Origin of the sequence: Bacillus sp. 03113 (assembly GCF_006546985.1) — a bacterium.
In the GTDB taxonomy this organism is placed as follows: Bacteria; Bacillota; Bacilli; order Bacillales; family Cytobacillaceae; genus VATK01.
Map to the genome: position 1 here is coordinate 1 of NZ_VATK01000008.1, position 26,571 is coordinate 26,571.

The following is a 26,571-nucleotide window of genomic DNA, read 5'->3' on the forward strand; positions in this document are numbered from 1 at the left end:
GTGGCAATTTTTTTGCTTATAAAGCTCTCTATTAAAGGATTTAATAACCTATTTCTATATAAAGTTTTGACAATACGACGCTGCTTACGGGGGGGTATTTATTATCTTATCAGTTCTTTGGGGATGGGGGATTGATAAAAAGCTGCCTGATCTGTATGACTGGATTGGAGCTTTCATTTGTTTAATAGGTGTAGCAGTTATGCTGTGGGCTCCCCGACATTAAAACGGTTTAAAAAAGTTATCATTAAATATGATTGTTTTAATTCCATAATCAGACATTTGTAGATGTAAATTAAAGATTGATAATTTAAAACAAACTTTGATAAAACTTTGTATTTTAATATAGGGTTTTTCTTTTGACCATTAAACTTCAGCTGTATTGTTCAATTAAAGGGCCATTATCTATGTTAAAGTTTAGAAGAGATTGAAGGTTTCTACTTAAAGTAACGCGGCAGAATACTTGAATAAGATTATGGTAAAAAGAGAAGGATGGAAGACTTGATAAAGAATATAAACTAGTTGGTTACAATTAAAAGGGTCTTAATATTAAGGAAGGAAGTGCAAAACTATGGATTTCGAAACAGTTATGCTGGAGCTTGAAGCCCTCGGTAAGGAACGAACTAAAAAAATGTACATATCCAATGGTGCACACGAGCCGCTTTTTGGCGTAGCTACAGGTGCTATGAAACCAATCGCAAAGAAAATAAAAATAAATCAACGTTTAGCTGAAGAGCTTTATTCCACAGGTAACTACGATGCAATGTACTTTGCAGGCATTATTGCAAACCCAAAAGCTATGAGTGAGTCGGATTTTGATCGTTGGATGGATGGGGCGTATTTTTATATGCTGTCTGATTTTGTGGTGGCAGTAACTTTATCAGAGTCAGATTTTGCACAAGACATTGCTGATAAATGGATTGCAAGCGGTGACGAGCTGAGAATGTCAGCGGGCTGGAGTTGCTACTGCTGGCTTTTAGGGAATCGCCTAGACAATGAATTTTCCGAAAGCAAGATTTCCGATATGCTTGAAATTGTGAAAAGTACGATTCATGATTCACCAGAACGAACGAAATCCGCTATGAATAATTTTCTATACACCGTGGGGATTTCATATTTGCCGCTACATGAAAAGGCAGTCGAGACCGCAAAGGAAGTAGGTACAGTAGAAGTCAAACCGCACAAGAAAAAAAGCAGTTTCCTAAATGCTTACGAAAGTATTCATAAAGAAATTGATAGAGGGAAGCTTGGTTTCAAACGCAAATATGTAAGATGTTAATAATTAGCTTAATATCGGGGTGTTGATCCAAGAAGGATTGACACTCTTTTGATTGAAGTTATTGAACTAACGGGCAGAAAGGTGAAGGAGAATTTAGATCATCGTTATACCCTTGACCTGGAATTCACTCCAGCTGTTAGGATTTCGAGAGAAATTAGCTGAAAAACTTAGGATTCGGAAATCCTGTAAAATTTATTCAATCTTTGTATAAATACATCTATTCCTTTATTCCGAAGGGCCGCTTTTACGGAGAAGGATTGCGCTCTTATTTTTGAATCGGAACATTTAATGAAATAAGTAGGTTCAATTTTTTATAAATAGTTGCAATAGCATCCTATATGGATTATCCTATAATTAGTTGCAATAACATCTTATTGGGGGTTGATGCTTTCGTGGACAACGATATGAATAAGCCATTCATGGGTACTGGGTCGCCGCCTGGAAAATATATCTCGGCTATATACCGTCATCTGCAAATCCTTATAACAGCTCAGCTTCAGCCATTCCGAATTGGAAGCGGGCAGTATATCTTCTTGTTGACGATCGCGAAAAAAGAAGGGATTTCGCAAAAAGCGCTAAGCGAGGAGCTTTTGATTGACAAGACAACGACGACGAAGGCGATCAAAAAACTAGAAGCAGAAGGGTATGTGCGAAGGGAAACAAATCCTACCGATAACCGCTATCATCTACTTTATTTGACGGAATTAGGTAGAGAAGTTTTGCCGAAAGTAGCAGCAGTATTGCATGATATCAGTAGAAAAAGCCGGGTTGGTATAGATGACGAGGAATATGAGCTTATGCTCACCCTGCTAAAAAAGATGCTGTGCAACATGAGCGGACAGGTTCGCCGTAGAGAGAAGAAGCTATGACACAGCAGCATCAACAGAATCAATAGGTGAGCAATTTGTTGTTAGGTATGGAATCATTCTGTTGGATTACTATTACCAGTTCTAAAGAGGTAATTACCCCAAAATCCAGCTGGAAAGTAGATATAGTTATCAAAATAAAGGAGAGTGAAAAACTTGGAGGAGGAAATGAAAAGACCATTTGAAGTGGATTCATCGGAGTATCCATTTAAGGACCATTGGCTCCCTTATCGTGACGGATATATTCATTACATTGACGAAGGACAAGGGCCGACGGTTCTTCTCCTTCACGGGAATCCCACGTGGTCGTATCTCTATCGAAATGTCATTAAGGAGCTTCATAGCGACTATCGTCTTATCGCTTTGGATTATCCTGGATTTGGCATGTCAAAAGCGCCTTCTAGCTATGGTTTTACTCCACAAGAGCAATCTGAGGCGGTCTTGGACTTCATCCGACGCTTAGACCTAAAGAATTTTGTTTTAGTGGTTCAGGATTGGGGAGGACCGATCGGATTAAACTACGCGGTTCGACACCGGGAAAACTTACGCGGCATCGTCGTGATGAACACCTGGGCTTGGCCCGCGACTCTTCTTCCAATGAAGGTTTTTTCTTTGGCAATGGGGGGATGGCCCCTCGGTTACTGGCTTCAGACACAGCAAAACTTCTTCGCCAAAAACATTGTCCCACACGGGATTTACCATTCTGAAAAAGTCACGGAAAACTTGAGAAAGGCCTATACCGACCCGTTCCCAACACCAAAATCAAGGATACCGACATGGGTTTTCCCAGGACAGATTCGGAAGGCACGATCATGGCTTGCGGAAATTGAATCGAAACTGCCAGTGTTATTTGATTTACCCGCACAAATACTATGGGGTATGAAAGATAGCGCCGGCTTTCCGCCTGAAGAGATGGCAAAATGGCAGAGATATCTCCAAATGAATGAAACCGAGTCCCTGAGGGATGCCTCTCACTATGTTCAAGAAGATCGGCCAGATCGAGTTGCAGCATCTATCCGAAGAGTCCTTGAAAGAACGTCGCAGCAGTGATGGAAGTTAGGCTGAACCAACTATATTTCTGTTAGGTAACCATTAACTTATTATACCATTTATAATAGGAGGAGTTAGTATGACAACAATTCTTTGGGCAACATTGACCGCTAATGGTAATTATGCGCAGTCCAGCGCTGAGCATCCACCTAAAAAGGAAGCATTAGCCGATTTTGCGACGTATGCAAAAGCTGTGGGGAATTTTATAGTAGGACGTAAAACGTTTGAGGGCTTCCAGGCAAGTGGTGGTGTAACTTTTACCGATATTGACATAGTTGTAGTTTCTAAGAGCGTCAAAGAAATCCCTGGCATTAAGATTGCAGGGTCAGCACATGAAGCCCTAAACTACTTGCAAGAAAAAGGCCATAAAACGGTACTCCTTTCGGGTGGTGCGGATCTGCATAATACATTTTTAGAGCAAAAGCTTGTTGACGAGATAATTTTCAATGTTGTACCTGTGTTGGAGGGTAAGGGGCTTAACCTTTTGCTTGACACAGCTAATTACCAATACAAGGATGTCCAGTTGTTAGATTTCAAGTCTCTTGGCAGTGGTGTCGTTCAGTTGCACTACGCGGTAGGTAAATAGCAATTCAATAATAATACCCGAACACGAGTTGCATATCGCGATGTCTCACCTCTGCAGCGCATGACCTCTTATTGGCGGATAACTTTCTTTTAAAGCTACAATTATTCAAGAAAAGGAGCATCGCCAAAAGTGGAAATAATACATCTGTAGGTGCAATAACACTACTTATAAATCTTTTATATGTTTTCTAATATCTGTCGCTACTTTAGTAGGATCATCAATCTCAAAAAAGACATATATGTATTTTTCATAACCTTCTAATTCAATCATTACGAGAGTAACTCTATTTTCATAAGAGAGAAAGTACCATTCATCAGCGTATTTAAAACTTCCTTCAAAAATATTGAGAGGAGAAATTGATGTTCCAGGCATACGAAGCATCCATTTTGGAGCATCAAAATGATTAACATAAACACTCTTGATCGTGTTATAAGGCATTTTTAATTTTAGTTTTAATGCAAAGAATCCTGTTACTCCATTCAGCTTTAGAATTACACCTCCATCATCAAACATTACTTCTCTTCCCATAGTTCTCCCACCTTCTCTCGTAAACTGAAACGCCACAGCCCCCCTTGCCGTCTATGGTCATCCCTACGAAGTGAACTGCCCCGGTCAGCACGAACATAGCCGCTAATCCGCCCGAAGAGCAACCGTCCATGACCGTAGACCGCTCACTCCTACGGCTCCTGCGCCGAGAAGCGCCAGCGTGACGAATACAAGTACGATGAGTGGTTCCATTGAATTACCTCCTATAATTAGAATTTTTCATACAAATTCAGAAATTTCATCTATTGTAACTTCTTTGAACCTGCAGTTCACAAGACCAAATCTCCAAAGCTTTTCGCTACAGCTGCACATCTTGAGAGTAGTACAAAAGACAAGGAGATTGCAGGTAACAAGATGCTCCATTAGAACACGTAGGCGATTGAGTCGCAAGTCCGGCTGCAAAAAAATTCACGAACTGCCAATTAAAGCAAGACATATCGATAACCGAACTTCCTAGATGCCTCTGGATCTGGAGAAAAGCATTGATCCCAAAAGCGTATATATACTATACACTTTTTCCAAAAAAAATTCCCAGAGATGCCTCGCTTACAAATGACTCAATTTTTACCTTTACGATCCCAGCAAGGTGATTATTCAGCGTTCAAGCCTTTCCAGGTGACCCGATCATTATTCTGTTACAATACGAATGAAAATTAACTCTTATACCAGGAAGATTTAATGATACTAGAAATGAAATTTTTTAGGAGCTGATTACATTGAACAATACAGAACTTTTTTCTATGATTCAAGAAGCCTCTAGCCGATCAGGATTAACCACTCATACACTACGTTATTATGAAAAAATCGGGCTTCTTCATGAAATCCAACGTGACAAAAGAGGTAAGCGCTTATACTCAGAGGAAGACATGAGATGGATTATATTTCTGCTTCGCTTGCGGGAGACAGGAATGTCTATTCAGCAGATGCTTCGTTATTCTGATCTTCGACGTGAGGGGGAATCAACGGTAAAAGAGCGACGGAAAATGCTTGAGGAGCATCAAGTCCTAGTTAGAGCGAAAATTGCAGCTTTACAGGAAAACTCCGAAGTACTGAATAAGAAAATCGAATTGTACAAAGAGCTCGAATCAGGATTATCCTAAACAGCAAAAATAACTTGACTTCGAGTGCGCTCTAACGACTAAAGTAGATATATGAGTTGTTATCTACTTAGGAGAGGTGGAGTTGAAATGACAGAAGCAGCCAAAACAGTAAAAAGTTTTTTTGAAGCATTATGGAGTAAAGATACGGAAAAAGCTCTTCAATTAGTGGATGAAAATGCAATCTTTATTGCTATGAGAAAGGAATCGTCTGATCAGGTTCCTTTGTATGGAACTTTTAAAGGGAAAGAGGGAGTTAAAAAGTTTTTTGCAACTCTGGCAACTTCTTTCGACACTAAACGTTTTCAAATTAATCATATTATGGGAGAGGGGGAATGGGCTACTGCTTGGGGGAGCTTTCAACATATTGTCAGAAAAACTGGAAGTTTGTTCGAAAGTGAGTGGTCTGTTGTTTGCCGAATTAACGATGGTCGTATTCTTAGTTATCAGATTTATGAGGATACAGATGCTTTAGAAAGAGCTTTTGGTGTCCGATAACTATAAATATTCAGTACGAAAGTAGAACTATTATATAATCTAAGAACTGTCTTCAGGTATCTCGCAGAATACGTAAATAGAATAGGCAAACAATTTTGAGTTTCGCCAAAGTATACCTATGAATGAAACGTTGCGAACGATTGCATGTTAAAACAAACACGTTTGAACTTATTTTGCTACCCAAATTTATATTAGGGGTCAGTATACCAAGTTAAGGGGGAAGATTAAAATGGATACACAGGGGAAATATACAGTTATTACCGGGGCAAGCTCTGGTATAGGTTACGCGACAGCTAAGGCTTTCGCAAAACGCAAGAAAAATATCATACTTGTGGCTCGCCGTGAAAACAAACTGAACGAACTAAAAAGAGAAATCTTGCAGGAAATTCCTGAGCTGGATATTGTGATAAAAGCAGTCGATGTATCCGTCAGTCAAAACGTCCATCAACTCTATCGAGAGTTAATTCCGTATCAAATCGAAACATGGATTAATAATGCAGGTTTCGGTAGCTATAACAGTGTGTCCGGTCAAGACTTGGAAAAGATTGAAACAATGCTGCGCCTAAACGTGGAAGCCCTAACTATCTTTTCGTCCTTGTATGTACGTGATTATAGAGACGTGGATGGTACACAATTAATCAATATATCTTCAGTTGGTGGATACACAATCGTGCCAACGGCCGTTACCTACTGTGCTTCCAAGTTTTTTGTCAGTGTATTTACTGAGGGATTGGCCCATGAACTGAAAGCCGCCAATGCAAAATTACAAGCTAAAGTTTTGGCACCAGCGGCAACCAAAACCGAATTTGGAAAAGTAGCAAACAATACGAGCGAGTATGACTATGACAAAGCTTTTAGTACATACCATACAAGCGATGAAATGGCCAATTTTCTCTTGCAGCTTTATGATAGCAACATGACTGTTGGTAGAGTCGACAGAGAATCCTTTGAATTCAAACTTAGTGAACCACTTTTTGCTTATGCAGGCAATTCTAAGAATAACCAAAAAGTCCAACTGAAAGATTAACACAGCACAATTTTAAAGTGGTGTAGCAGGTGAATCACAACAGATGTGAGTTGGGTAACTAAATGAGAAGAGTTGCGCGATTGCTGAACAATGAGCAGTCGCTTTTTTAGTAAAAAGCGTGGGGAAACATTAGGTAGACCTAAGTTGGATAAAGAAAGAGCTTATTGTTGCGCTACGGATGTATGATAGTAAAGAATATTCTATAAAGGAGATAGTCTCGGGAACTGGAATATCTCAAGGTTCCTTATATAGGGCGGTCAATAGAAGAAAGCTTGAAGAAATAAAAAAATAGGGATGCGTTTTATTATTTCTCCAAATTTACTTTGCAGTCTACAGCAAGAATCCTGTCACTAAGCCTTAATCTTTAGAATAATGATCTTAATCACTTTACATACCATACTAGGGTATAATATAATACGAATATAAGGGGGCGGATAATATGGGAGCCGAATTTGAACATGATCCTCTTTTAGAAGACGATCATTGTTGTTCTACGACAAGTGATAGAAAAAGTCATCATTCAGAAAAAGTCAAAAAAAACCTAGTTACTCGATTAAACCGGATAGAAGGACAAATTCGAGGAATAAAAGGTTTAATTGAAAAAGATACTTATTGCGACGATGTGATTACACAAATATCAGCCACACAATCAGCATTAAATAGTGTCGCAAAAATATTAATGGAAGGCCATTTAAAAACTTGTGTGCTAGATCGTATTCATGAAGGGGACATGGAAGTTTTAGATGAATTTCTAATCACTGTACAAAAATTAATGAAAAAATAAAGGAGCCGATTCATATGGGAAAAGTTCAATTAAATGTTGAAGGAATGTCTTGCGGTCATTGTGTAAAAGCAATCGAAGGCAGTGTTGGAGAGCTAAACGGTGTTTCCAATGTAAAAGTTGATCTTGAAAACGGTACGGTTGATGTTGAATTTAATCAAAATGAAGTATCTCTAGATACTATCAAAGAAGCGATTGATGATCAAGGGTACGACGTTCAATAATGTATTGAAATGAGGTGCTGTAAAAAGCACTCTCTCTTTTTCATAAAAATATACCCCATATAGGTATAAAGTGAATAACGAATATATATCATAAAAATAAAATAAAAACAGGAGAATCATCAAATGAAAAAATGGACATTATCTGCGCTTGCCTATTTATTAGTCGTGGTTATTGGTTATTATGCGATTTCCACCATAAATAACAAAGCTGAAGTAAGTTCAGCTAGCAAAAACATGCATGAAGAACATTCAAATAGTACTCATGCAGGCAAAAAAGAGACTCATAATGATCATGAAGCTGAACCAAATACTAATAGCGAAGTTCAAACTACTCTAAAAATAGAACAACAAGAAATCATGATTAACATAAAGGATCAGCAAGAGAAGCCTGTTTCTGATATAAAAATCAATCACGAAAAACTGATGCATCTAATTGTTGTAAGTGCTGATTTAAGTACGTATCAGCATCTGCATCCTGAGGTAAAAGAACCAGGCGTTTTCACCGTTCCACATTCCTTAGAAGAAGGAGAATATAAAGCATTTGTAGATATTAAACCAAAAAATTTGGCTTATGAAGTCAAACCGATTCCTTTTCAAATAGGGGAGTCACATGATCTTAGCAGTCACTCTTTACAACCTGATTCAAATTTAACCAAAGAGATTGACGGTCATCAGGTAACTTTAAATCCTAGTTCTTTAAACGTCAATCAAGAAATTCAGCTTTCATTTGATTTAAATGGAGAAACGCCGGAGCCGTATTTAGGAGCATTAGGGCATGTTGTCATACTTGATGAAAAAGCCGAACAATATGTTCATGTACACCCACAGGAAGGTGAAAAGCCCGTTTTTGAAACGAAATTTACTGAGCCGGGAATTTATAAAATTTGGGCAGAGTTCAAATTTAACGGAAATGTTTCCGTATTCCCATTTGTTGTTGAGATTAAATAGATTGCTTTAGAAGTTAGTCGTCAAATTTCTCTCCACAGATGAAAAGAAGTAGAAGTATATTTACGTTTCTGCTTCTTTTTTATGCCTTGATAAATCCTGAAATTGGTCAAAAATGCTATTTATATAGTAATATAGTAAAGGATCATTCAATTTATTTTGGATTGCAAAGTATGTTTCTTGTCAATCAATTTTTTTCTTTGAAAGGAAATTGTGAATGTATGAACAATTCTATTGAAAGTATTACAAGCGCTGCAAGTACACCCACTCGATCAAATAGGTTATGGATGGCCATTGTATTAGGAATTTTAGTAGCGTTTGCCCCCTTATCCATTGATATGTATTTACCAGCTCTCCCTAATATTGCGAAAGATTTGCATACTACCCCTTCCTCGGTCCAACTTAGCTTAACTTTATTCCTATTTGGTTTATCATTAGGACAATTAATTGCTGGACCATTAAGCGATGTATACGGACGCCGGAAGCCTCTCCTCATAGGACTGATCATTTATTTTATCGTTTCTCTTTTCTGTGCGTTTAGCCATTCCATTTGGGAATTGATCGCTTTTAGATTTATTCAAGGTTTGGCTGGATCTGCTGGGATAGTCATTGCCCGCGCTATTGTACGTGATCTTTATTCAGGTCCTGAGTTAACGAAATTCTTTTCTATGTTATCGATGGTAAACGGAGTTGCCCCGATTCTGGCACCTATTATAGGAGCTCAGTTATTGCGTTTTGCTCCTTGGCAAGGTGTGTTCATTGTTTTAAGCGGAATCGGATTAACGATGTTTTTCGTTGTACTTTTTGGATTGCCTGATACACTGCATAAGAAATTGAGATCAAAGGGCGGCATTCATCAAACGATGAAAACATTCTCGGGTTTGTTGTTAGATCGTTCCTTTATGGCGTATGCATTGCCTCAAGGGCTTGTATTTGCGACGATGTTTGCTTATATTTCAGGTTCAACTTTCGTTTTGCAAAACGTATATGGGGCTTCTCCACAGCAGTTTAGCTTGATCTTTGCTATTAACGGGATGGGGATTGTTATCGCCAGTCAAGCAGCGGGTAGATTAGCAAATATCGTAAACATAAACAAGCTTTTTGTTATTGGGTTACTTATGGCTTCGATTGGAACTATACTATTGTTTATCATGATTCTTTTGCATCTTGGCTTGTATGCGATTTTACCGCCATTATTTTTTGTTGTTTCAAGTGTTGGGATCGTGACAACAACAGGATTCTCACTCGCTATGGAGAATTACGGTAAATCTGCTGGGAGTGCAGCCGCCTTACTTGGTGTGTTATCCTTAATCTTTGGTGGAAGTGTGGCACCTCTTGTTGGGTTAGGAGGAGGCATGTCTGCTCTTCCAATGGGGATTGTTATGGTGATCGTAGGGGTTAGCTCAATGCTCGTATTTAAAGTGTTGCTTCCGAAAAATCAATCGAACGATCAGAAAGTATAAAGATATAAGATCGTAAAAACAAAACAGTGAACTCATTCTATAAAACGGGAAATGAGTTCACTGTAGAGCTCGATTAAAAACCTTCTTCAGCAGCTGTAAACGGAATATTTAGCCTGTTTTCAACAGCTCTCAGCCTTTGATTTAATCGGTTTAATCGACGATTTTGACGCTCATCAGTTTGACTAAGACGTGTAACTTCTTGATTTAACCGATTAATATCCCGATTTAACCTATTTATTTCTCTGCTCAATCGAGTAATTTCTCTTGCTTGCTGCTCATTTTGTCTTTCTAAAGCACTTACTCTTCTTTCAAGCTGAGGTGGTTGTCGATATGGATCATATTGTTCTTGTTGTGAGTAAGGAACATATTGATTTTGCAAATAGTAGTCACCATGTTGTGGTGGTATATATCCAGAATGAACATAGGGATTCATTGAGGCACTCTCCTTTTTTATTTATCTTTAGTTGAAATCCCTATCAAAATATGTTGAAATGGGCTAAATGGAACGGCAAATACCCAGGAAAAACTCTTATTCCATAAAAGTGATAATACTACATATACAAAGACAATCTTTCTAAAATAAAAGTACATTATGGTTTACTTTCAATTAAAAATTTTTTCCGATAATGTGAAAGTGCTAATAAAGGGAAAATATATTTGTAGCTATGATAATGAATATAAAAGCCACTTGCCATTCCTTGTCCTTTAGGATAATGTGTCGTCCAATCTTCTTTATTTGAAGCTTCGATGATATATTTTATGCCAGCTTCCAGCTGTTGGCTTGGTTTGTCTAAAGCTGAAACGAGTGTATCAACTGCCCAAGCTGTATCTGTTAAGGTACTAGATGTTAATGGAATATATTTTTTCTTGATATCGCTTTTACACGATTCACCCCAGCCGCCGTCTGGATTTTGGATAGCATTTAACCATGTAACGGACTTTTGAATAGATGGATGCCTGGAGGATACACCTGCTGAAACAAGACCAGTAATTGCTGCCCAAGTCCCGTAAAGATAGCAAATTCCCCACCGACCATACCAAGAACCATCTTTCTCCTGATGATCGAATAACCAATTAACCCCATCTTTCATAACAAAATGGCGTTTTGATAAACGTGTATATTTCCCTAAAAACTCCAACGATCTTCCAGTCAAATCAGCACTAGAACGATCCTCAAGCAAATATTCCGCTCCTTGAATCGGAATAAAGCTAGAAATTTTTTTACTCACATTTTTTTCAAAGGATGACCAGCCGCCATCATCATTTTGCATTGATAGTAACCAGTTCATCCCTCTATCCCATACTTGATAATAGAAGGGCTCTTTGTTCACTATTTGACTAAGCGCTCGTAAAGAAGCCGTTGTGTCATCTACGTCAGGATTGAACGTATTTACATTTGAAAATCCCCATCCTCCAGGGTAGCTGTGAGCATTATGAATGATCCAATCTCCATATTTAACATGCTGACGCGAAAGTAAATAGCGGTTGGCTTTTTCAACGACTGGGTCAGTAATTGAAACACCAGCTTCCTGTAAAGCATAACTAATGAGAGAAGTGTTCCACACGGTTGCTGTTGTATATTGCATATGCGTATGTCCATTAACTTGACACTTCATGGTTAGCAAACCTTCAACTGCTTTTAAGATGATAGGATCTTTTTTCTTGTATCCAAGGGAAAGTAAAGCAAAAATCATTAGAAATGTCGAACTAAAATAACTCAAAAATGTGCCATCCGATTCAATTCTCTCTAGCATATATTTTTTTGCTCGTTCAATGGCAAGAGCATGAAGCTGGTTTGGGAAACCAATGAGCGCTTTTATTCCATTATGAATGGTATTTAGAAAGGATCTACATTCAATGGAGCGATTCCATGCTACAAACTCTTCATCCCAACTTCTTAATCTTGTTATAAATAAATCAGAAAGATCAGGACTGTTTTTAGTCCTCAACTTGTATTTATTATTTGCAAGAATCAAGATAGGAGTTAGATTTGCTCTGCCGTAAATAGAAATATCGAAAAAGTTAATAGGAAAGGTTGTAGGTAAGAGGACGATTTCAATTGGGATGGGGAAGAAATTAGGCCAAGAATATTGGCCTGTTAATGCAAGCATAACTTTCGTAAAAAAATGGCTTTTTTCAATACCGCCATTTGATAACACAAACTGTTTGGCAGACTTTATATTTTTATCATCTTTTGTACAATAACCAGAATATAAAAGGGCGTAATAGGCTTCTATAGTGGAAGAAAGATTCCCAACCCCTTCGTCATAAAAAAGCTTCCATGCACCATTCTTTTCTTGCTTGCTTAAAATGCGGGCAACCAGCTCCTTTATTAATTCTTCATCATTTATTTTTAGCGTACGTAATAAAATAATCATATAGGCATCTGTTGCGATACCTGTATCGAACGGGTAGTTCCAAGAACCGTCAATCGATTGATCTTTTTTTAATTGTTCGACCATCCGATTCATTTCTGCTTCTAACCAAGAATGCACAAAGATCAATCCTTTCTTTTTTTAAAATGCCAATCATCGTAGAAGAGCGTTGATCACTGCAAACTTTAATATATGGTGAATTTTTCACTTCATCAACTAGCTTAGAGATTTCCTTTTTAAACATATTCATGAATTAATTAAAGAATTCTTGAAAGGGGATGTACTACATTTTTTTCAAAAAAGAGAAAACGAAAAAACTGTTATTTTCCCATCACCTTTTTGAAATAAGGGAGGAATTAATGAGGAGTAAATCCTTTGAAATAAAGTACGAATTATCCAAGAAAGAAAAAGCAATGGTGGAAAAAATAAAAAACAAAACAAACGAGTTTAATAAAAATAACGTGACTCGAACGAACGCTTATTATGAATTTTATCGCCTTCATCCGGAAATTCATTGGGCTTTTCTAGGTCATATGGTTTCGAGGAATGGGGGATGGAACATGACAGATTTAAAAGGAGATTTGATTGCAAGATTATTAAATGAAAAAGCAAGACAAGCATTTTTTTCTTTTTTGGAAAGAGGAAACTGGCTTATTTTTCAAGATGCCTTTCCACAATTCTTAATTTATGAAGAAAGCTTAAAAAAAAGCAAAAACCTATTTCATCTCCTTGACTTTTTTAATATTTCTGTATTTATGAAAGCAATATGGAACTATTTTTGGCGATATGGTGACTCCCATATGTTAACCGTTGCGCTTGTTATCAATGAACAAAGCTATTTAGAGAAAAGGGTCATCCAAAACAGACTTTATAAAGATAGTGTTTTTAATACAATCGAGTTTAAGCTGCATGAGCTGCTTTCCATGAATCACATTATCTTTCCCTATCTTGATCGCCACAAAACAAAGCTTATTGGTCAAACTCTCCATCACTTTGGATCATTACATGAACGAATCATGCTCGGAAAGCGATTGTATTCGTTGCTATTTTTACAAAAAGACTTACTAACGAAAGTGGAAAATTGGGCTATGAATCACCCTCACACAGGTTCAAGAAAGGACTATTATTCTCACTTATTTAATGATGTTAGAGAAGATGTTCCAGGCATTCTTTATAAACGTCGATTAAAAAAGTGCCAGCTGAGGCCAAGTGCATGTCGAATCTATAGTCCAAAGCTTGAATTCGCATGGAAAAATACGGATCAACCAATCGCTGAAGCAGGGGATTGGTATGAAAATTGGAGAGTGTTAAAGTATTTATCAATACTAGATGAACAAATAAAGGATGAGATTCATGATGAGTATTGCGAAACAATTGAAAAAATCGAACTCGCGATCATTGCCAAAAAAACCATTTTTCTTTCATAAAGCTACACTTTCAACTTTATTATTTGCTTCATTAATAGGAACGTATTTAGATCTTTATTTTGTTGGGAGAAACCTCTATTTTTTTCCAAACAGGCCTTTAGAGGATATATTTACCATAAACATTGTGTTTACACTGGGAGTTCTTCCGATTTATACTCATATGTTTATTATGCTTATAAAAAATTTGACATTTTTTAAACGTTTTCTATTTATTGTTCTGATGAGCTATTTGTTTACCTTGATAGAGGAACAATCTGAATATTATGGATTCTTTCATCATTCTGAAGGATGGAATCATATGTATTCCTTTTATGGTTATCTTCTATTTATGATTAGTGTTTGGAGATTTTACAGATGGATGGGGGAAAGAATATAACACCCCGTTTACCTTCAAATCTTAAAAGAAGGCAATGGAGATTCCATTTTTCGGATTTCCCATTGCCTTTTATAGTTTGGTCTAATCAGCATAATAATTTTCAGTATAATACGGCTGCGATTGAGAGTTAAAGGTGACGCCAACTCCTAAATATTTGTAGCCCTTTTGTAATATATTTTCCCTATGACCTAGCGAGTTCATAAGTCCTTCATGAGCAAAAATACTGCTAAACTGCCCATACGCAAGATTTTCCCCAGCCATCTTAAATACGACTTGATCCTCCTGCATCCGATCAAAAGGGGATTGTCCTTTTAAATTCGTATGATTAAAGTAATGGTTTTCGGCCATATCATTGCTATGCTTTCGTGCAGTTTCTTTTACATGGTCATCCCAGGTTAACACGCGAAGACCGTGATTAACCCTTGATGCGTTTGTAAGGTCAAAAAGTTGAAATTCAAAGCCTTCTTTTAGCTTCTCACTACCAGTTGTATAAAAGGATTTCTTATTTTGTTCAAGTTCTTTGCTGATCAATTGAATGGCTGTCACAGTATTGTTTTTATGCTTATCATAAAAAATAGTTACATATGTGTTGTCGATCAAAAATACGTCGTAATCTCTATTTTTATCAAACTGATAGAAAACAAAGCCTTTTTGAATTTGAGTTAAGGGCTGACCAAGCTTAACTAGAACATCATCTTTTGAACTTCCAAGCTTTATCCCATTTTTAGAAGCTAGTAAATCTTGATTTGTATAAAAGCCTGCAACCTTGTTTTGTGCATTATAGGCAACCATCATATAATTTTGATAATTTTCGTGATACGCGTACCATTTAACTCCATACTCGTTCTCTGATGAACGCTTAGGTGCTCCAACTAGTCTTTCTACCTCGTCTTTTGTATTGCCAAACTCTAAATTATGAACAGAAAATACTTGGTTTTCAGGCTCTTTTAACTGAGGTTTTTCTACAGCATCAGATTTCCCATTATTTTCTTTAGGAAGCTGTTCAATCGTGTTATTTAATTCACCTAAAAGGAATTGTAATTTCGTATTAAAAGAATCCCAGGCTCCTTGAAGCTCTTCGTTTTCTTTAATATTTTTTATTTCACTTGTTGCTTTGTCCCATGTTTGGCCATAGTCTGCTTGATTTACATGACTTCCAAATATAGCCCACAAACTACCGATAATCACTATAAGCAAAAGAAATCTCTTCACTTAATCACCTCCAAGCTTATTACCCATTCTATCCATTTTTATAAAAATGTATATGGAAATGTTTCGCAACTATGAGTTTAACAGTATTTTTTTAAAAATTTATTAAGGTTTTTCCTAAATACGAAAGTAAAGTTAAATTTCATTTTATAGTTCATTCTGTTTCCAATCCCAAAAAAGATGGATATTTAGACAAAAGAACCTAGGAAATCACTATCTAAATATGGCATAATAAGACTAGCTTCACGAGCTGAAGATCTTATACTCTTTTAGTAATCATAATTATTTGTTAATAACTTGATATTAGAAGATAAATGATTGATTTACAGAAAGAAAATATTGAATAAAGGGAGACATTTAGTTATGAGTGATTTTCAAGGATTAAATGTTCAAGAATTAAATGACAATTATGCAACTTTAAAAGAAAAATATGACCATTATAAAAGTCTAAAACTAAGCTTAAACATGGCAAGAGGAAAGCCGGGGCCTGAGCAGCTAGATCTTTCGTTAGGCATGATGAATTTACTTACAACAAAAGAAGAATTAATTGCTCAAGGTGGAGTCGATACGCGAAATTACGGCGGACTAGATGGACTTACAGAGGCTAAAGAATTATTCTCCAAAATACTAGAGGTAAGTACTGAGGAAATCATTATAGGCGGCAACTCAAGTTTAAATATGATGTATGATACGATTGCTCGTGCAATGACACATGGTGTCTACGGCAGCGACCTTCCTTGGAGCAAGCTTCCAAAAGTTAAGTTTCTATGTCCTAGCCCAGGCTATGATCGCCATTTTGCGATCTGTGATCTGTTTAATATTGAAATGATTACAATAGATATGCACGATAATGGCCCAGACATGAATCAAGTGGAAACGCTTGTAAAAGAAGATGATTCGATCAAAGGGATTTGGTGTGTTCCAAAATACAGCAATCCAGATGGAATTACGTATTCAGACGAAGTCGTTGATCGGTTGGCACAGATGGAAACGAAAGCGAACGATTTTCGAATTTTTTGGGATAACGCCTACGCGGTACACCATCTAACAGAAAATCATGATGTGTTAAAGGATATTCTCGAGGCATGTAAAGAAGCTGGTAATCCGGATCGAGTTTTTCTTTTCGCCTCAACATCTAAGGTAACGTTCCCTGGTGCAGGGGTTGCGATGATGGGAGCTAGCGAAGCGAATATTCAATTCATCAAAAAGCAATTAAACTTTCAAACAATTGGACCTGATAAAATAAATCAGCTTCGCCATGTGAAATTCTTTAAGAATATTGAAAATCTACATGAACACATGAAAAAGCAAGCGGAAATTATTAAACCTAAATTTGATGTCGTTTTAAATGGATTAGAATCTGAATTAGGCGGAAAAAATTTAGCAGCATGGCATAAACCAAACGGCGGGTATTTTATTAGTTTAAATACATTAGATGGTTGTGCTAAAGCAGTTGTCAAATTGGCAGCAGAGGCTGGTGTTACGTTAACCAATGCTGGAGCAACCTTCCCATATGGAAAGGATCCAAGAGACCGAAATATTCGCATTGCGCCGACTTTCCCTTCTTTAGAAGAAATGAAAACGGCGATAGATGTATTATGCTTATGTATTCAATTAGTCAGCATTCAAAAGCTTCTTTCTGAAAAAGAAGCAATTGAAACAAAATAAGAAAAGCATCATCCTTTATTTATAGTAATGATTTTAATAAGAGAGTGACCCAAAAATCAGAGGCACCTCAAAGTGAATATGGAGTATGTAGTGATTGAATCATCTCACTATGAACAATATATTCTTGAGGAGTTTAAGCACTTTTGGGACACTTTTTTTTGTGGATCAATCGAGTAAACCGCTTGCATTAACTTTACTCAATTATATATAATAAAAGTAAGGAATGTAAGGAAATTAAGGAAAGTAAAAATGAGAGGCGATAAAGATGGAATTCTCAAAATTAACTTCTAAAGGGCAAATAACAATCCCAAAAAAAATAAGGAACCTACTCCAAATTGAAGAGGGGGACCAAGTAGCCTTTGTTGAAGAAGACGGTTTTGTAATCATGACAAAAGCTACCCTTCAAGCACTGCATGATATTCAGGATATTGTCAGCAATGAAACCTTTAAAGAAATGATTAAAAAAGTAAAAAATCATGAGCTTGAGGATAAATAATGTGAGAATTCGATCATACGGTCTTACAACCTTAAAAAAAATGAAAAGGAGAAGGAATGAATGAATATTCGAGAAAGTGAACTTCCTGGAATTGGCCGGAAATTTGAAATTATGACAAGCAACGAGGATAAGGTCGTAATTGTGATCCATCACGATGGCAGAAGAGAGATTTATCATTATGATGATGATGATTTAGAAGAGAGCATTTCCAATGTTACGTTGAATGATTCTGAAGCAAGAAAAATTGCTGCCATACTTGGAGGAATGGTGTATAAACCAAAGGCGGTAGAAACCATCGAGATGGCATTTGATGAACTATTGATTGAATGGTTTAAAGTAGAACCTCATGCTCCTGCGGTAAATAAGACGATTGGCGAAATTGATATTCGTAATAAATTCGGAATTAATATTATCGCGATTATAAAAAAAGATCATACAAAAATGTTGAACCCTGGACCTGAAACGGTCATTGAAGCGGGAGATACACTTGTCATTTCAGGCGAGAGAAAAGATCTTAAGAACGGGATTCAAAATATGTTGTGCAAGAAGGGAGGGTAATGTTTAATGGACCACCTTGTTTTTGAAGTAGGTACAGCTCTCCTATTGGTGGCACTTGCTGCCCTTATTGCAAATCGATTAAATTTTTCAATCATCCCTTTTCTGATTATTGTGGGAATGCTGGTAGGCCCTCATGCTCCACACATTGGGATTATTAATTTAAAATTTATTGAAAGCGCTGAAATAATCGAATTCCTTGGTCGAATTGGTGTGTTATTTCTTCTATTTTATTTAGGCTTGGAATTTTCGATTGGAAAATTAATAAAATCAGGGAAATCCATTGTCATTGGCGGCTCCATTTATATATCTAATAATTTCAGTTTAGGATTATTATATGGTTTAATTACTGGATTTTCCTTTTATGAAATATTAATTGTTGCTGGAATTATCACCATTTCTTCTAGTGCCATTGTTGCAAAGGTGCTTGTTGATTTGCGAAGAACCGGGAATAGTGAAACGGAATTAATTTTAGGAATTATCATGTTTGAGGACATTTTCTTAGCTGTTTATTTATCTGTCATTTCTGGCTTAATTCTTGGTGATTCAACTTCACTTGTCAGTACACTTCTTTCTGTACTCATAGCATTAGGCTATATGCTCTTATTTTTTATCGTTGCCAGAAAAGCCTCACCACTATTAAATAAGCTTCTAAATATAACCTCAAATGAAGTTTTTATCATCGTTGTTTTTGCTACTTTATTTTTTGTAGCTGGATTTTCAGAGACAATTCATGTTGCAGAAGCAATCGGAGCTTTATTATTAGGACTTGTATTTTCTGAAACAGAGCATGGAGAACGTATTGAGCATCTAGTCGTTCCTTTTCGAGATTTTTTTGGAGCTATTTTCTTTTTTAGCTTTGGATTAAGCATTGATCCATTATCATTAGGCGATGCAGCATGGCTTGCTCTAGGAGCGGTGATATTAACGATTATCGGAAATTTTGTTGCAGGAATGATTGCTGGCAGACGAGCTGGATTATCCCATAAAGCATCGTCTAATATTGGATTAACCATTGTGTCTCGTGGAGAATTCTCCATTATTATGGCCAACTTAGGTATTGCGGGAGGTTTGTCAACGATTCTTCAGCCATTTTCTGCACTTTATGTCCTTATATTAGCAATTCTTGGTCCACTTTTGACAAAGGAATCGAAGCAGGTATTTAATGTGTTGAATAAAGTATTCAAATGGAAAAAACCAAAAGCTTCAATTAAAAGAGTGTCTGAGAATGAACAATAGAAACTTCTAATATTGTAAAGATTCTGTAAATTATTCACACAATCTTTACGTAAAAAACACGTATTTTAGCTAAGAAATCCGCTAAATACGTGTTTTTTCATTCTTTTTCCACGACTGTAAAAACAATGTTAAACTTGTTCTTTTTTACACAAGATCAAAGAATATTCATTACACCCTTAACACGGTCTTTATAAAATAAAGGTAGGATCAAAGGGTAAGGAGGTGGAGAAAAAATGAAAATCGATCTACATATGCACACTACCTGTTCTGATGGTGAATTGACCCCGAAAGAAATCCTACATATGGCGAGCCAAAATGGAGTCTCCATCATGTCGATTACCGATCATGATGACATTACAGCTTTTCAGGAAGCAAAAAGCGAAGCAAATAAAATGAACATCACGCTTATTCCAGGAATTGAACTCAATACGAATGGTCCAAATGGTGAGCTCCACATTTTAGGGTTTGCTTTTCATCCTGATCATCCAAAGCTGCTTCAATATATTTCGTGGCGTAAACAGGAAAGGGTGAGATGGAGTAAACAGATCGTCTTAAAGCTTCAAGAATTAGGGTACGAGGTAGAATGGGAAAATTGCTTCAAACGAGCAGCGGGCGGTGTCATTGTACGAACACATATCGCCGATGAACTCGTTGCACATGGATATTTTATAAGCTCAAAGAAAGCTTTCAATACACTGCTTGTAAAAGGGCAAGCGGCTTTCGTAGAGCGGTCCCCTTTTTCCTCTTTAGACGCGATTCGCTTAATTCATCAATGTGGAGGGAAGGCCTTCATCGCCCATCCTGGCATTTATCCGTTTAAAGGTCACTTGACGTAATAATAAAAGAAGGCATTGATGGAATAGAAGCTTATTATTCACAACACGATGAACAAACAACGAACTATTGGCTTAATGAAGCTTCCAACCATCAATTGCTAGTAAGTGTTGGCAGCGATTTCCATGGACAGAACTCAAAGAATCCATATCCAATAGGATCTGTGAAGTTTGAATCAAATAGAGTACATCCTACTTTAAGACAAATTGTGAAGGTGGAGGAAACGATTTGAGATTATATGCTTCTTCTACATTATTATGGGGTAAGACATTTGAGGAAATGTGTCAGCAGGTTGCAAAAATGGGACTACAAGGAATTGAGCTTTGGGCTGAGCAAGCTTGGCACCAACATTTTTCAATCGATGAGATAGAGAAGTTAATTAAACAATATGGACTAAAATTAAGTTTGCATGCAGCAAGCTGGGATTTAAATCTTTGTTCATTGAATAAAGGCATAAGGCGCCAGTCCATCCATGAAATTGAACGATCTATCGCTATGGCCTCTTCGCTTCCAGCCTTAAATGTAACCATCCATCCTGGGAAAAGAACGTTGACACCAGCATGGACCAATTGGCATATGCAATGCTTACAAGAAGCCATTGATCACTTAGAGGAATTCGCCCAGCTTTATGGGGTGACTCTTTCCATCGAGCTTATGGAATCGGTCAATAAAGAGTTTGTAACGATTCCTGATGTCATGAATGAATTAGTTGAAAACCGAACAGACACGATTATGACGACCTTTGATGTTGCACATATTCCCATTCATGCTGATCCATTGTTGTATTTCAAAAAGCTAGAAAGAATCAATAAAATTCATTTAAGTGATTCAAGACCAGATTCCTATCATGTCCCACTTGGTGAAGGACAAATTCAATTAATACCGATATTAAATGAAATTGTACATCATGATTTACCAATTGTGTTAGAGGGATATGATCCGAATGGTCAAAACCAAACACTAGAAAAGCATGTCACTTATTTGCGCAATTGCTTTTTAGATGAAGAAAAGGTGATGATCAGATGAGGTTTTTAGTGACAAATGATGATGGGATTTTCGCTCCAGGGCTTACAGCTCTTGTTGAAGTTTTACAGCATTTCGGTGAAGTGTATGTGGTTTGTCCTGATCAAGAGCGCAGTGCTATTAGCCATTCTATCACATTAAGAAAACCCCTAAAGGCAACACCGATCTCATCATTCGGCAGCAATGTTACGGCATGGGCGATTAGCGGGACACCCGTTGATTGTGTAAAACTGGGAAACGAAGTTTTAGTAAAAAAGAAAATAGACTTTGTTATATCTGGGATTAATTTAGGTGCAAACCTTGGTCGTGATATTTATTATTCTGGAACGATTTCTGCAGCAGTGGAGGCTTCATTATTAGGAATTGCCTCAATAGCTGTGTCTCTTGATCGTTATGAAGGGAACAATCTTGATTATTCCATACCAAAGAGATTATTATTTAGTATTTTAGAGCCCATCCTTTCCAATAAAATTCCAAAGGGTGTATTTCTAAATATGAATCTACCTTATTTAACAAAGGAATTATGTAAAGGGGTTAAAGTTACACCACTTGATTTAAATGTGTGTCGTTATAAGCATGTTGGAATAAATGATCCAAATGGACAAGTTTATTATTGGCTAAAGGACCATCTTATGCAGCTTGGGAATGTAAATGAAGATGGGGATTATGCGTTTTTAAGAGAAGGATATGTGACAATTACTCCTTTAGAAGGAAAAATGAGTCAAAGAAAGTACATGAAAAAAGTGGAGAGCTGGTTTAAACATACATTACATGGGAATGCCAAGGAGGAGATATCTTTATGAAAAGATCTTTATGGATGAGTATCCTACTTATGTTGATACTGATGATTAGTGCTTGTGGTAAAGCAAGTGAACCTGCTTCCACAGAAGATGAAAAAGAGACCAAAGAGACTGAAGCGAACATTTCAGGAACGATCCAATTTTACACCTCTCAACCAGATACAGATGTAACAGAACTCGTCAATGGATTTAACGCAAAGTATCCCGATGTAGAAGTAAAGGTTTTTCGATCCGGAACAGAAGAAGTGATTGGCAAATTATTAGCAGAAAAACAAGCTGGAAGTATACAAGCTGATGTCCTGTTAGTGGCAGACAGCGTCACCTTTGAGAACTTAAAGGAGCAAGATTTGTTAATGCCATACGAATCAAAAGAATTATCAGAAATTCCATCAGAATTTGTCGATAATGAACATATGTATACAGGTACGAAAGTCATGGCAACGGTTTTAGCTGTCAATACAGAGAAGGTAAAGGAACTTCCAAGCTCATGGAATACTTTAACAGAAGCAAGTTCGAAAGATAAATCAATTATGCCTAGCCCGCTTTATTCAGGCGCTGCAGCTTATAATGTTGGAGTGATAAGCAGGCAATCTGATTTTGGTTGGGATTTTTATCAAAAACTACGCGACAATAACATTACCGTTGTTCAAGGAAATGGTGCAGCTTTAAAGGCAGTAGCTAGCGGAGAAAAAGAATTTGGCATGGTCGTTGATTTTATTGTAGCACGCTCAAAAAAAGAAGGATCTCCAATTGATCTTGTTTATCCAAAAGAAGGAGTACCTGTCATTACAGAGCCAATTGGTATCATGAAAAATACAAAAAATGAAGCAGCGTCTAAAGCATTTGTCGATTTCGTATTATCTGAAGAGGGTCAAGCTTTGGCAAACAAACTCGGCTATACCCCAATTCGTAAAGGGATGGATGCCCCTGAAGGATTAAAAACCATAGATGAATTAAATGTATTATCATCTCCGATCGATGAATTACTAAAAACCCGTGAGGATGATAAAATGCGCTTTAAAGAACTTTTAGGTGAATAAGAAAAGCGCTGCGCCTTGAACAGCCTTGAAGAAAAATGTTCTAATGGCTCAAAAAGTGTTTTTTACTTTTAGAGACATGTGGTTATTTTTCACAAGGGCTAGGCGCTAGAACTAGACAATAAGAAAAGCGCCTGTTTAGCGACGTATGGACTGAGGCGCTCTAAATAAGATAAAAGAAGACTTATCGTAAGAAGTAGAGCGATGTACATTAGTCGCTGGGCGCTGGAACTAGATAGAAAAGAGGACCATTCATATGGAAGAACAGTATGCGGGAAGACAAAGCCATTCGTCTTCCTCTCTTTTTACAAAATGGGTAAAAGGAAAGCATTTGATTTTTGGCTTATCTTTTGCACTTTTGAGTATCTTCTTTGTAATCCCAATTATTCGTTTATTGTTAATGAGCTTTTCAAATGAAAAAGGTTTTTCGCTCTCCAATTATGAAAAACTATTAACAGAAAAATCAACATGGGTCATGTTAAAAAATACATTTTATATCGTCGGTGGATCTACCTTACTTTCACTATTTTTAGGGATCATAATGGCTTGGATTATTGCGTATAGTGATATTCGTCTAAAAAAAGGGCTGCAGCTGCTGATTCTTATCCCGTTTGTGATTCCATCCTACATTGTTACGCTATCTTGGACACAATTAGTCCAAAAAAATAGCTTTTTCATGAAGCTATTATCCTTCATTCCAGGGTCCATTGAGTCTATCAATATGTATAGCTTAGGAGGAATGATCTTCGTACTTGGAATCTCCCATTATCCACTTGTTTTTATACTAACTACCAATGTGCTTCGAAGGATACCTAGAGAGTTAGAATGGGCGGTACGCTCATCAGGCGGTGGAAGATGGAAAATATTTAGTACTGTTACTCTGCCGCTTTCATTCCCAGGAATCATTAGTGGCGGTTTACTTGCTTTTTTATCAAGCTTAGATAATTTTGGAATCCCCGCATTTCTTGGAATCCCAGCAAACATTACGGTCCTTAGTACAGCTATTTATCAAGAAATTGTCAGTTTTGGTCCAAATTCCTTTGCATATGCTTCTGCTTTATCTATTCTTTTAGGGATCTTTGCTTTACTAGGGATATTTATCCAATGGTTATTCATGCGTAAATCAAAGCAGCATGAAACGACCATATCTGATCAGAAGTCACGCTTTTCATTTGGTCCATATCGTTTGTTATTTGAAGTGTTCATTTGGTTATTCGTCATTTGTATAAGCATCGTACCTATTCTGTCAATGGTTGGTTCCTCTATGATTAAAGCTTATGGACTGCCATTTACATTTGAAAATCTAACTCTTAAACACTATCAATATGTCTTATTTGAATATGACAAGGTAAAAGGAGCTATTTTCAATAGCGTCAAGCTTTCAATCATTACAATGGTAGTCTGTGTAATTGCAGGTACGATCATAGCTTATTATCGAGTTCGAAAAAATAATTCTCTAACGAAAATAGTTGAAATATTGATTGGGATTCCATTTGCTCTCCCTGGTATGGTTTTAGCACTATCGATCATTTTCGCTTGGATGCAGCCTATTCCTGGCTGGAATCCGGGAATATACGGTACTATTTGGATTTTACTAATTGCTTATATTACTCGCTTTATGATGCTTCAAGTACGAGGCAGTATGACGGCTATGTCACAGGTGTCTATTGATATGGAAGAAGCAGCCCATGTTTCAGGTGCGAGTGGGTTTGCAAAATGGAGAGTTATTATGTTCCCGCTATTACTAACAGGTGTTTTAAGTGGGGCATGTCTTGTGCTTATTACGACATTAACTGAACTAACCGTTTCTTCTTTGCTTTGGTCAAGTGGTACAGAAACGATTGGATTGATCATTTTTAACTTTGAACAAGCAGGATACACGACATATTCAACCGCATTTTCCGTTTGCATTATCTTGATGATGCTAGCTGTAAGTTCATGTGTATATTTGCTGCAAAAATGGTGGATGAGGAAGGTGAAAAGTATATGAGCACAGAGCTGAAAAAGATCGATAAAAAATTTGCTCAAACAACGGCACTTTCTTCTGTTGATCTGACGATTAATGATGGAGAATTTGTCGCGATTTTAGGACCTTCTGGATGTGGAAAAACGACCTTGTTGCGATTAATAGCTGGCTTTGAAAAACCTTCAGAAGGGGAAATTTGTATGAATGGTGCACCTGTTGCAAATAAGAGGAAAGCTCTGCCGCCAGAAAAGAGGAATATTGGAATGGTCTTCCAGTCATATGCTCTTTGGCCACATCTAAATGTCAAAGATCAAATTTATTTTCCATTAAAGCATCACCGTTTTGTAGAAAAATCACTACAAAAAATGGCTGATCAGCGTGTGGACGAACTGCTTTCACTCGTTGGTTTACATTCATTAGGTGAGAGAATGCCGAATGAATTGTCTGGAGGACAAAAGCAGCGTGTTGCCATTGCCAGAGCGTTAGCACCTAAACCAACGTTATTGTTAATGGATGAACCTTTAAGCAGTTTGGATGCAGAATTAAGATCAGAGCTGCGCAACGAAATTCAAACGATCCATCAAAAAGCAAATACTGCAATCGTTTATGTAACACACGATCAATCTGAAGCACTTGCAATGGCTGACAAAATTGTTGTCATGAAAGATGGGAAAATTGAGCAAATAGGGTCTCCTGAACAGGTATATATGAGGCCTGAAACACCCTTTGTAGCCTCTTTTGTTGGTAGAGCGAATGTTATCCAAGGAAAATGGAAACAACACGTTTTTCATCCATATGGAAATCGCAGCATCGAATGGTTTCTTCCAAATGTGTCTGAAAGCTTTCGATCATTGCAAACATGTCCCATTCGCCCTGAACAACTTACAATTGAAAAGAGTGGAAGAGGAATCCCAGGAGTCGTGCATAACGCGCTTTTTCAAGGAAAAGAAATGAATTATACAGTCACAGTAGGGAACGAACGTATCCATGTAAACGGGTCCCTAGCAAATCGGTATTCAGTTGGTGCGAAAGTAATGATACAACTTAAAGACAGTTTAGAATTAGGCGTTCAACCATTAGACCATTCTGAAAAAGAAAAGATCTATTTTTAATGATAAGTCAATTACCATTTTCACATTGATAAATGATCAGTAACCGAATGTTTTTGGATTAGTAAAGATTTTCTTCATTTTTATGATAAACACCC

The 26,571-nt window shown here is 37.1% G+C and carries 27 protein-coding genes and 2 pseudogenes; 25 read left to right on the top strand and 4 right to left on the bottom strand.

All coding sequences use genetic code 11. The annotated features are described in order from the left end of the window. Positions 1–79 precede the first annotated feature (79 nt). From FDO66_RS08765 to FDO66_RS08785, 5 genes and pseudogenes are all read left to right on the top strand, one after another. Positions 80–223, top strand: a pseudogene (locus FDO66_RS08765) (YnfA family protein); the annotation flags it as partial. Positions 224–568: 345 nt separating this feature from the next. Continuing rightward, positions 569–1,276, top strand: a complete 708-nt coding sequence (locus tag FDO66_RS08770) for a DNA alkylation repair protein (protein WP_141432282.1) — start codon at positions 569–571, stop codon at positions 1,274–1,276. Positions 1,277–1,668: 392 nt separating this feature from the next. Continuing rightward, positions 1,669–2,145: a MarR family winged helix-turn-helix transcriptional regulator gene (locus tag FDO66_RS08775; RefSeq protein WP_258535668.1), complete on the top strand. Its 477-nt coding sequence runs from the start codon at positions 1,669–1,671 to the stop codon at positions 2,143–2,145. A gap of 153 nt (positions 2,146–2,298) precedes the next feature. Continuing rightward, on the top strand, positions 2,299–3,192 hold the full coding sequence (locus tag FDO66_RS08780; RefSeq protein ID WP_258535669.1) for an alpha/beta fold hydrolase: 894 nt from the start codon (positions 2,299–2,301) through the stop codon (positions 3,190–3,192). 79 nt (positions 3,193–3,271) lie between these two features. Further along, the gene (locus FDO66_RS08785; RefSeq protein ID WP_141432283.1) at positions 3,272–3,778 is read left to right on the top strand and encodes a dihydrofolate reductase family protein; all 507 of its coding nucleotides are present in this window, start codon (positions 3,272–3,274) and stop codon (positions 3,776–3,778) included. A 165-nt stretch (positions 3,779–3,943) separates the two neighbouring features. On the opposite strand, the gene FDO66_RS08790 is transcribed toward FDO66_RS08785, so the two are convergent. Beyond that, entirely contained in the window at positions 3,944–4,306 is a 363-nt protein-coding gene (locus FDO66_RS08790) for a hypothetical protein (RefSeq protein WP_141432284.1), read from the bottom strand. A 734-nt stretch (positions 4,307–5,040) separates the two neighbouring features. Between FDO66_RS08790 and FDO66_RS08795 the strand changes: the two genes are divergently transcribed. The 8 genes and pseudogenes from FDO66_RS08795 to FDO66_RS08830 all read left to right on the top strand — a co-directional run bounded on the left by FDO66_RS08795 (position 5,041) and on the right by FDO66_RS08830 (position 10,359). Next, on the top strand, positions 5,041–5,424 hold the full coding sequence (locus tag FDO66_RS08795) for a MerR family transcriptional regulator (protein WP_258535670.1): 384 nt from the start codon (positions 5,041–5,043) through the stop codon (positions 5,422–5,424). 87 nt (positions 5,425–5,511) lie between these two features. Next, entirely contained in the window at positions 5,512–5,919 is a 408-nt protein-coding gene (locus FDO66_RS08800) for a nuclear transport factor 2 family protein (protein ID WP_181444500.1), read from the top strand. Between the two features lie 229 nt (positions 5,920–6,148). Further along, positions 6,149–6,946: an SDR family NAD(P)-dependent oxidoreductase gene (locus FDO66_RS08805; RefSeq protein WP_141432286.1), complete on the top strand. Its 798-nt coding sequence runs from the start codon at positions 6,149–6,151 to the stop codon at positions 6,944–6,946. 108 nt (positions 6,947–7,054) lie between these two features. Then, positions 7,055–7,238: pseudogene (locus FDO66_RS21220) on the top strand (helix-turn-helix domain-containing protein); the annotation flags it as partial. 147 nt (positions 7,239–7,385) lie between these two features. After that, positions 7,386–7,730, top strand: a complete 345-nt coding sequence (locus FDO66_RS08815) for a metal-sensitive transcriptional regulator (RefSeq protein ID WP_141432287.1) — start codon at positions 7,386–7,388, stop codon at positions 7,728–7,730. A 14-nt stretch (positions 7,731–7,744) separates the two neighbouring features. After that, on the top strand, positions 7,745–7,951 hold the full coding sequence (gene copZ, locus FDO66_RS08820) for a copper chaperone CopZ (protein ID WP_141432288.1): 207 nt from the start codon (positions 7,745–7,747) through the stop codon (positions 7,949–7,951). A gap of 123 nt (positions 7,952–8,074) precedes the next feature. Continuing rightward, positions 8,075–8,899: a hypothetical protein gene (locus tag FDO66_RS08825; protein WP_141432289.1), complete on the top strand. Its 825-nt coding sequence runs from the start codon at positions 8,075–8,077 to the stop codon at positions 8,897–8,899. 218 nt (positions 8,900–9,117) lie between these two features. Next, a complete protein-coding gene (locus tag FDO66_RS08830) occupies positions 9,118–10,359 on the top strand; it encodes a multidrug effflux MFS transporter (RefSeq protein ID WP_141432290.1) in 1,242 nt (413 codons plus the stop codon). A gap of 73 nt (positions 10,360–10,432) precedes the next feature. On the opposite strand, the gene FDO66_RS08835 is transcribed toward FDO66_RS08830, so the two are convergent. Continuing rightward, positions 10,433–10,792 carry a hypothetical protein gene (locus FDO66_RS08835; protein WP_141432291.1) on the bottom strand — a complete coding sequence of 120 codons (360 nt, stop codon included), beginning with the start codon at positions 10,790–10,792 and terminating at the stop codon, positions 10,433–10,435. 157 nt (positions 10,793–10,949) lie between these two features. Continuing rightward, complete coding sequence (gene shc, locus FDO66_RS08840) at positions 10,950–12,830, bottom strand: squalene--hopene cyclase (protein ID WP_141432470.1); 1,881 nt, start codon at positions 12,828–12,830, stop codon at positions 10,950–10,952. Between the two features lie 182 nt (positions 12,831–13,012). Here shc and FDO66_RS08845 point away from each other — a divergent pair, with 182 nt between their 5' ends. Together FDO66_RS08845 and FDO66_RS21400 are read left to right on the top strand one after the other, a co-directional pair. Beyond that, a complete protein-coding gene (locus FDO66_RS08845) occupies positions 13,013–14,161 on the top strand; it encodes a DUF2515 family protein (RefSeq protein WP_395939760.1) in 1,149 nt (382 codons plus the stop codon). After that, the gene (locus tag FDO66_RS21400) at positions 14,091–14,537 is read left to right on the top strand and encodes a CBO0543 family protein (protein WP_141432292.1); all 447 of its coding nucleotides are present in this window, start codon (positions 14,091–14,093) and stop codon (positions 14,535–14,537) included. Before FDO66_RS08845 ends, FDO66_RS21400 begins: the two co-directional genes overlap by 71 nt. An 81-nt stretch (positions 14,538–14,618) precedes the next feature. On the opposite strand, the gene FDO66_RS08855 is transcribed toward FDO66_RS21400, so the two are convergent. Next, positions 14,619–15,749 (bottom strand): CAP domain-containing protein, encoded by a 1,131-nt coding sequence (locus FDO66_RS08855; protein ID WP_181444501.1) that lies wholly within the window; start codon positions 15,747–15,749, stop codon positions 14,619–14,621. 360 nt (positions 15,750–16,109) lie between these two features. On the opposite strand from FDO66_RS08855, the gene FDO66_RS08860 reads away from it, so the two are divergent. The 10 genes from FDO66_RS08860 (at position 16,110) to FDO66_RS08905 (ending at position 26,476) form a co-directional block, all read left to right on the top strand. Further along, complete coding sequence (locus tag FDO66_RS08860; protein WP_141432293.1) at positions 16,110–17,414, top strand: aspartate aminotransferase type Ic; 1,305 nt, start codon at positions 16,110–16,112, stop codon at positions 17,412–17,414. 265 nt (positions 17,415–17,679) lie between these two features. Further along, positions 17,680–17,910 (top strand): AbrB/MazE/SpoVT family DNA-binding domain-containing protein, encoded by a 231-nt coding sequence (locus FDO66_RS08865; protein ID WP_141432294.1) that lies wholly within the window; start codon positions 17,680–17,682, stop codon positions 17,908–17,910. Positions 17,911–17,970: 60 nt separating this feature from the next. After that, positions 17,971–18,468, top strand: coding sequence for a cation:proton antiporter regulatory subunit (locus FDO66_RS08870; protein WP_141432295.1), 498 nt, complete (start codon positions 17,971–17,973; stop codon positions 18,466–18,468). A gap of 6 nt (positions 18,469–18,474) precedes the next feature. Continuing rightward, positions 18,475–19,704: a cation:proton antiporter gene (locus FDO66_RS08875; RefSeq protein ID WP_141432296.1), complete on the top strand. Its 1,230-nt coding sequence runs from the start codon at positions 18,475–18,477 to the stop codon at positions 19,702–19,704. Between the two features lie 233 nt (positions 19,705–19,937). Continuing rightward, positions 19,938–20,540 (top strand): PHP domain-containing protein, encoded by a 603-nt coding sequence (locus tag FDO66_RS08880; protein WP_141432297.1) that lies wholly within the window; start codon positions 19,938–19,940, stop codon positions 20,538–20,540. A gap of 226 nt (positions 20,541–20,766) precedes the next feature. Then, positions 20,767–21,564, top strand: a complete 798-nt coding sequence (locus FDO66_RS08885; RefSeq protein WP_141432298.1) for a sugar phosphate isomerase/epimerase family protein — start codon at positions 20,767–20,769, stop codon at positions 21,562–21,564. Then, positions 21,561–22,364 (top strand): 5'/3'-nucleotidase SurE, encoded by an 804-nt coding sequence (gene surE / locus FDO66_RS08890; RefSeq protein ID WP_141432299.1) that lies wholly within the window; start codon positions 21,561–21,563, stop codon positions 22,362–22,364. The genes FDO66_RS08885 and surE overlap by 4 nt, the downstream gene beginning before the upstream one ends. After that, on the top strand, positions 22,361–23,401 hold the full coding sequence (locus FDO66_RS08895; RefSeq protein WP_141432300.1) for an ABC transporter substrate-binding protein: 1,041 nt from the start codon (positions 22,361–22,363) through the stop codon (positions 23,399–23,401). Before surE ends, FDO66_RS08895 begins: the two co-directional genes overlap by 4 nt. 253 nt (positions 23,402–23,654) lie before the next feature. Further along, a complete protein-coding gene (locus FDO66_RS08900; protein ID WP_141432301.1) occupies positions 23,655–25,388 on the top strand; it encodes an ABC transporter permease in 1,734 nt (577 codons plus the stop codon). After that, complete coding sequence (locus FDO66_RS08905) at positions 25,385–26,476, top strand: ABC transporter ATP-binding protein (protein WP_141432302.1); 1,092 nt, start codon at positions 25,385–25,387, stop codon at positions 26,474–26,476. The genes FDO66_RS08900 and FDO66_RS08905 overlap by 4 nt, the downstream gene beginning before the upstream one ends. Positions 26,477–26,571 lie beyond the last annotated feature (95 nt).

Coding starts and splice junctions, on each gene's coding strand:
- FDO66_RS08875 (WP_141432296.1), top strand. CDS start 18,475: ATGGACCACCTTGTTTTTGAAGTAGGTACAGCTCTCCTATTGGTGGCA.
- FDO66_RS21400 (WP_141432292.1), top strand. CDS start 14,091: ATGAGTATTGCGAAACAATTGAAAAAATCGAACTCGCGATCATTGCCA.
- FDO66_RS08815 (WP_141432287.1), top strand. CDS start 7,386: ATGGGAGCCGAATTTGAACATGATCCTCTTTTAGAAGACGATCATTGT.
- FDO66_RS08800 (WP_181444500.1), top strand. CDS start 5,512: ATGACAGAAGCAGCCAAAACAGTAAAAAGTTTTTTTGAAGCATTATGG.
- FDO66_RS08790 (WP_141432284.1), bottom strand. CDS start 4,306: ATGGGAAGAGAAGTAATGTTTGATGATGGAGGTGTAATTCTAAAGCTG.
- FDO66_RS08825 (WP_141432289.1), top strand. CDS start 8,075: ATGAAAAAATGGACATTATCTGCGCTTGCCTATTTATTAGTCGTGGTT.
- FDO66_RS08865 (WP_141432294.1), top strand. CDS start 17,680: ATGGAATTCTCAAAATTAACTTCTAAAGGGCAAATAACAATCCCAAAA.
- FDO66_RS08870 (WP_141432295.1), top strand. CDS start 17,971: ATGAATATTCGAGAAAGTGAACTTCCTGGAATTGGCCGGAAATTTGAA.
- FDO66_RS08905 (WP_141432302.1), top strand. CDS start 25,385: ATGAGCACAGAGCTGAAAAAGATCGATAAAAAATTTGCTCAAACAACG.
- FDO66_RS08895 (WP_141432300.1), top strand. CDS start 22,361: ATGAAAAGATCTTTATGGATGAGTATCCTACTTATGTTGATACTGATG.
- FDO66_RS08880 (WP_141432297.1), top strand. CDS start 19,938: ATGAAAATCGATCTACATATGCACACTACCTGTTCTGATGGTGAATTG.
- FDO66_RS08770 (WP_141432282.1), top strand. CDS start 569: ATGGATTTCGAAACAGTTATGCTGGAGCTTGAAGCCCTCGGTAAGGAA.
- FDO66_RS08785 (WP_141432283.1), top strand. CDS start 3,272: ATGACAACAATTCTTTGGGCAACATTGACCGCTAATGGTAATTATGCG.
- surE (WP_141432299.1), top strand. CDS start 21,561: ATGAGGTTTTTAGTGACAAATGATGATGGGATTTTCGCTCCAGGGCTT.
- FDO66_RS08900 (WP_141432301.1), top strand. CDS start 23,655: ATGGAAGAACAGTATGCGGGAAGACAAAGCCATTCGTCTTCCTCTCTT.
- FDO66_RS08845 (WP_395939760.1), top strand. CDS start 13,013: ATGTACTACATTTTTTTCAAAAAAGAGAAAACGAAAAAACTGTTATTT.
- FDO66_RS08805 (WP_141432286.1), top strand. CDS start 6,149: ATGGATACACAGGGGAAATATACAGTTATTACCGGGGCAAGCTCTGGT.
- FDO66_RS08830 (WP_141432290.1), top strand. CDS start 9,118: ATGAACAATTCTATTGAAAGTATTACAAGCGCTGCAAGTACACCCACT.
- shc (WP_141432470.1), bottom strand. CDS start 12,830: ATGAATCGGATGGTCGAACAATTAAAAAAAGATCAATCGATTGACGGT.
- FDO66_RS08860 (WP_141432293.1), top strand. CDS start 16,110: ATGAGTGATTTTCAAGGATTAAATGTTCAAGAATTAAATGACAATTAT.
- FDO66_RS08835 (WP_141432291.1), bottom strand. CDS start 10,792: ATGAATCCCTATGTTCATTCTGGATATATACCACCACAACATGGTGAC.
- copZ (WP_141432288.1), top strand. CDS start 7,745: ATGGGAAAAGTTCAATTAAATGTTGAAGGAATGTCTTGCGGTCATTGT.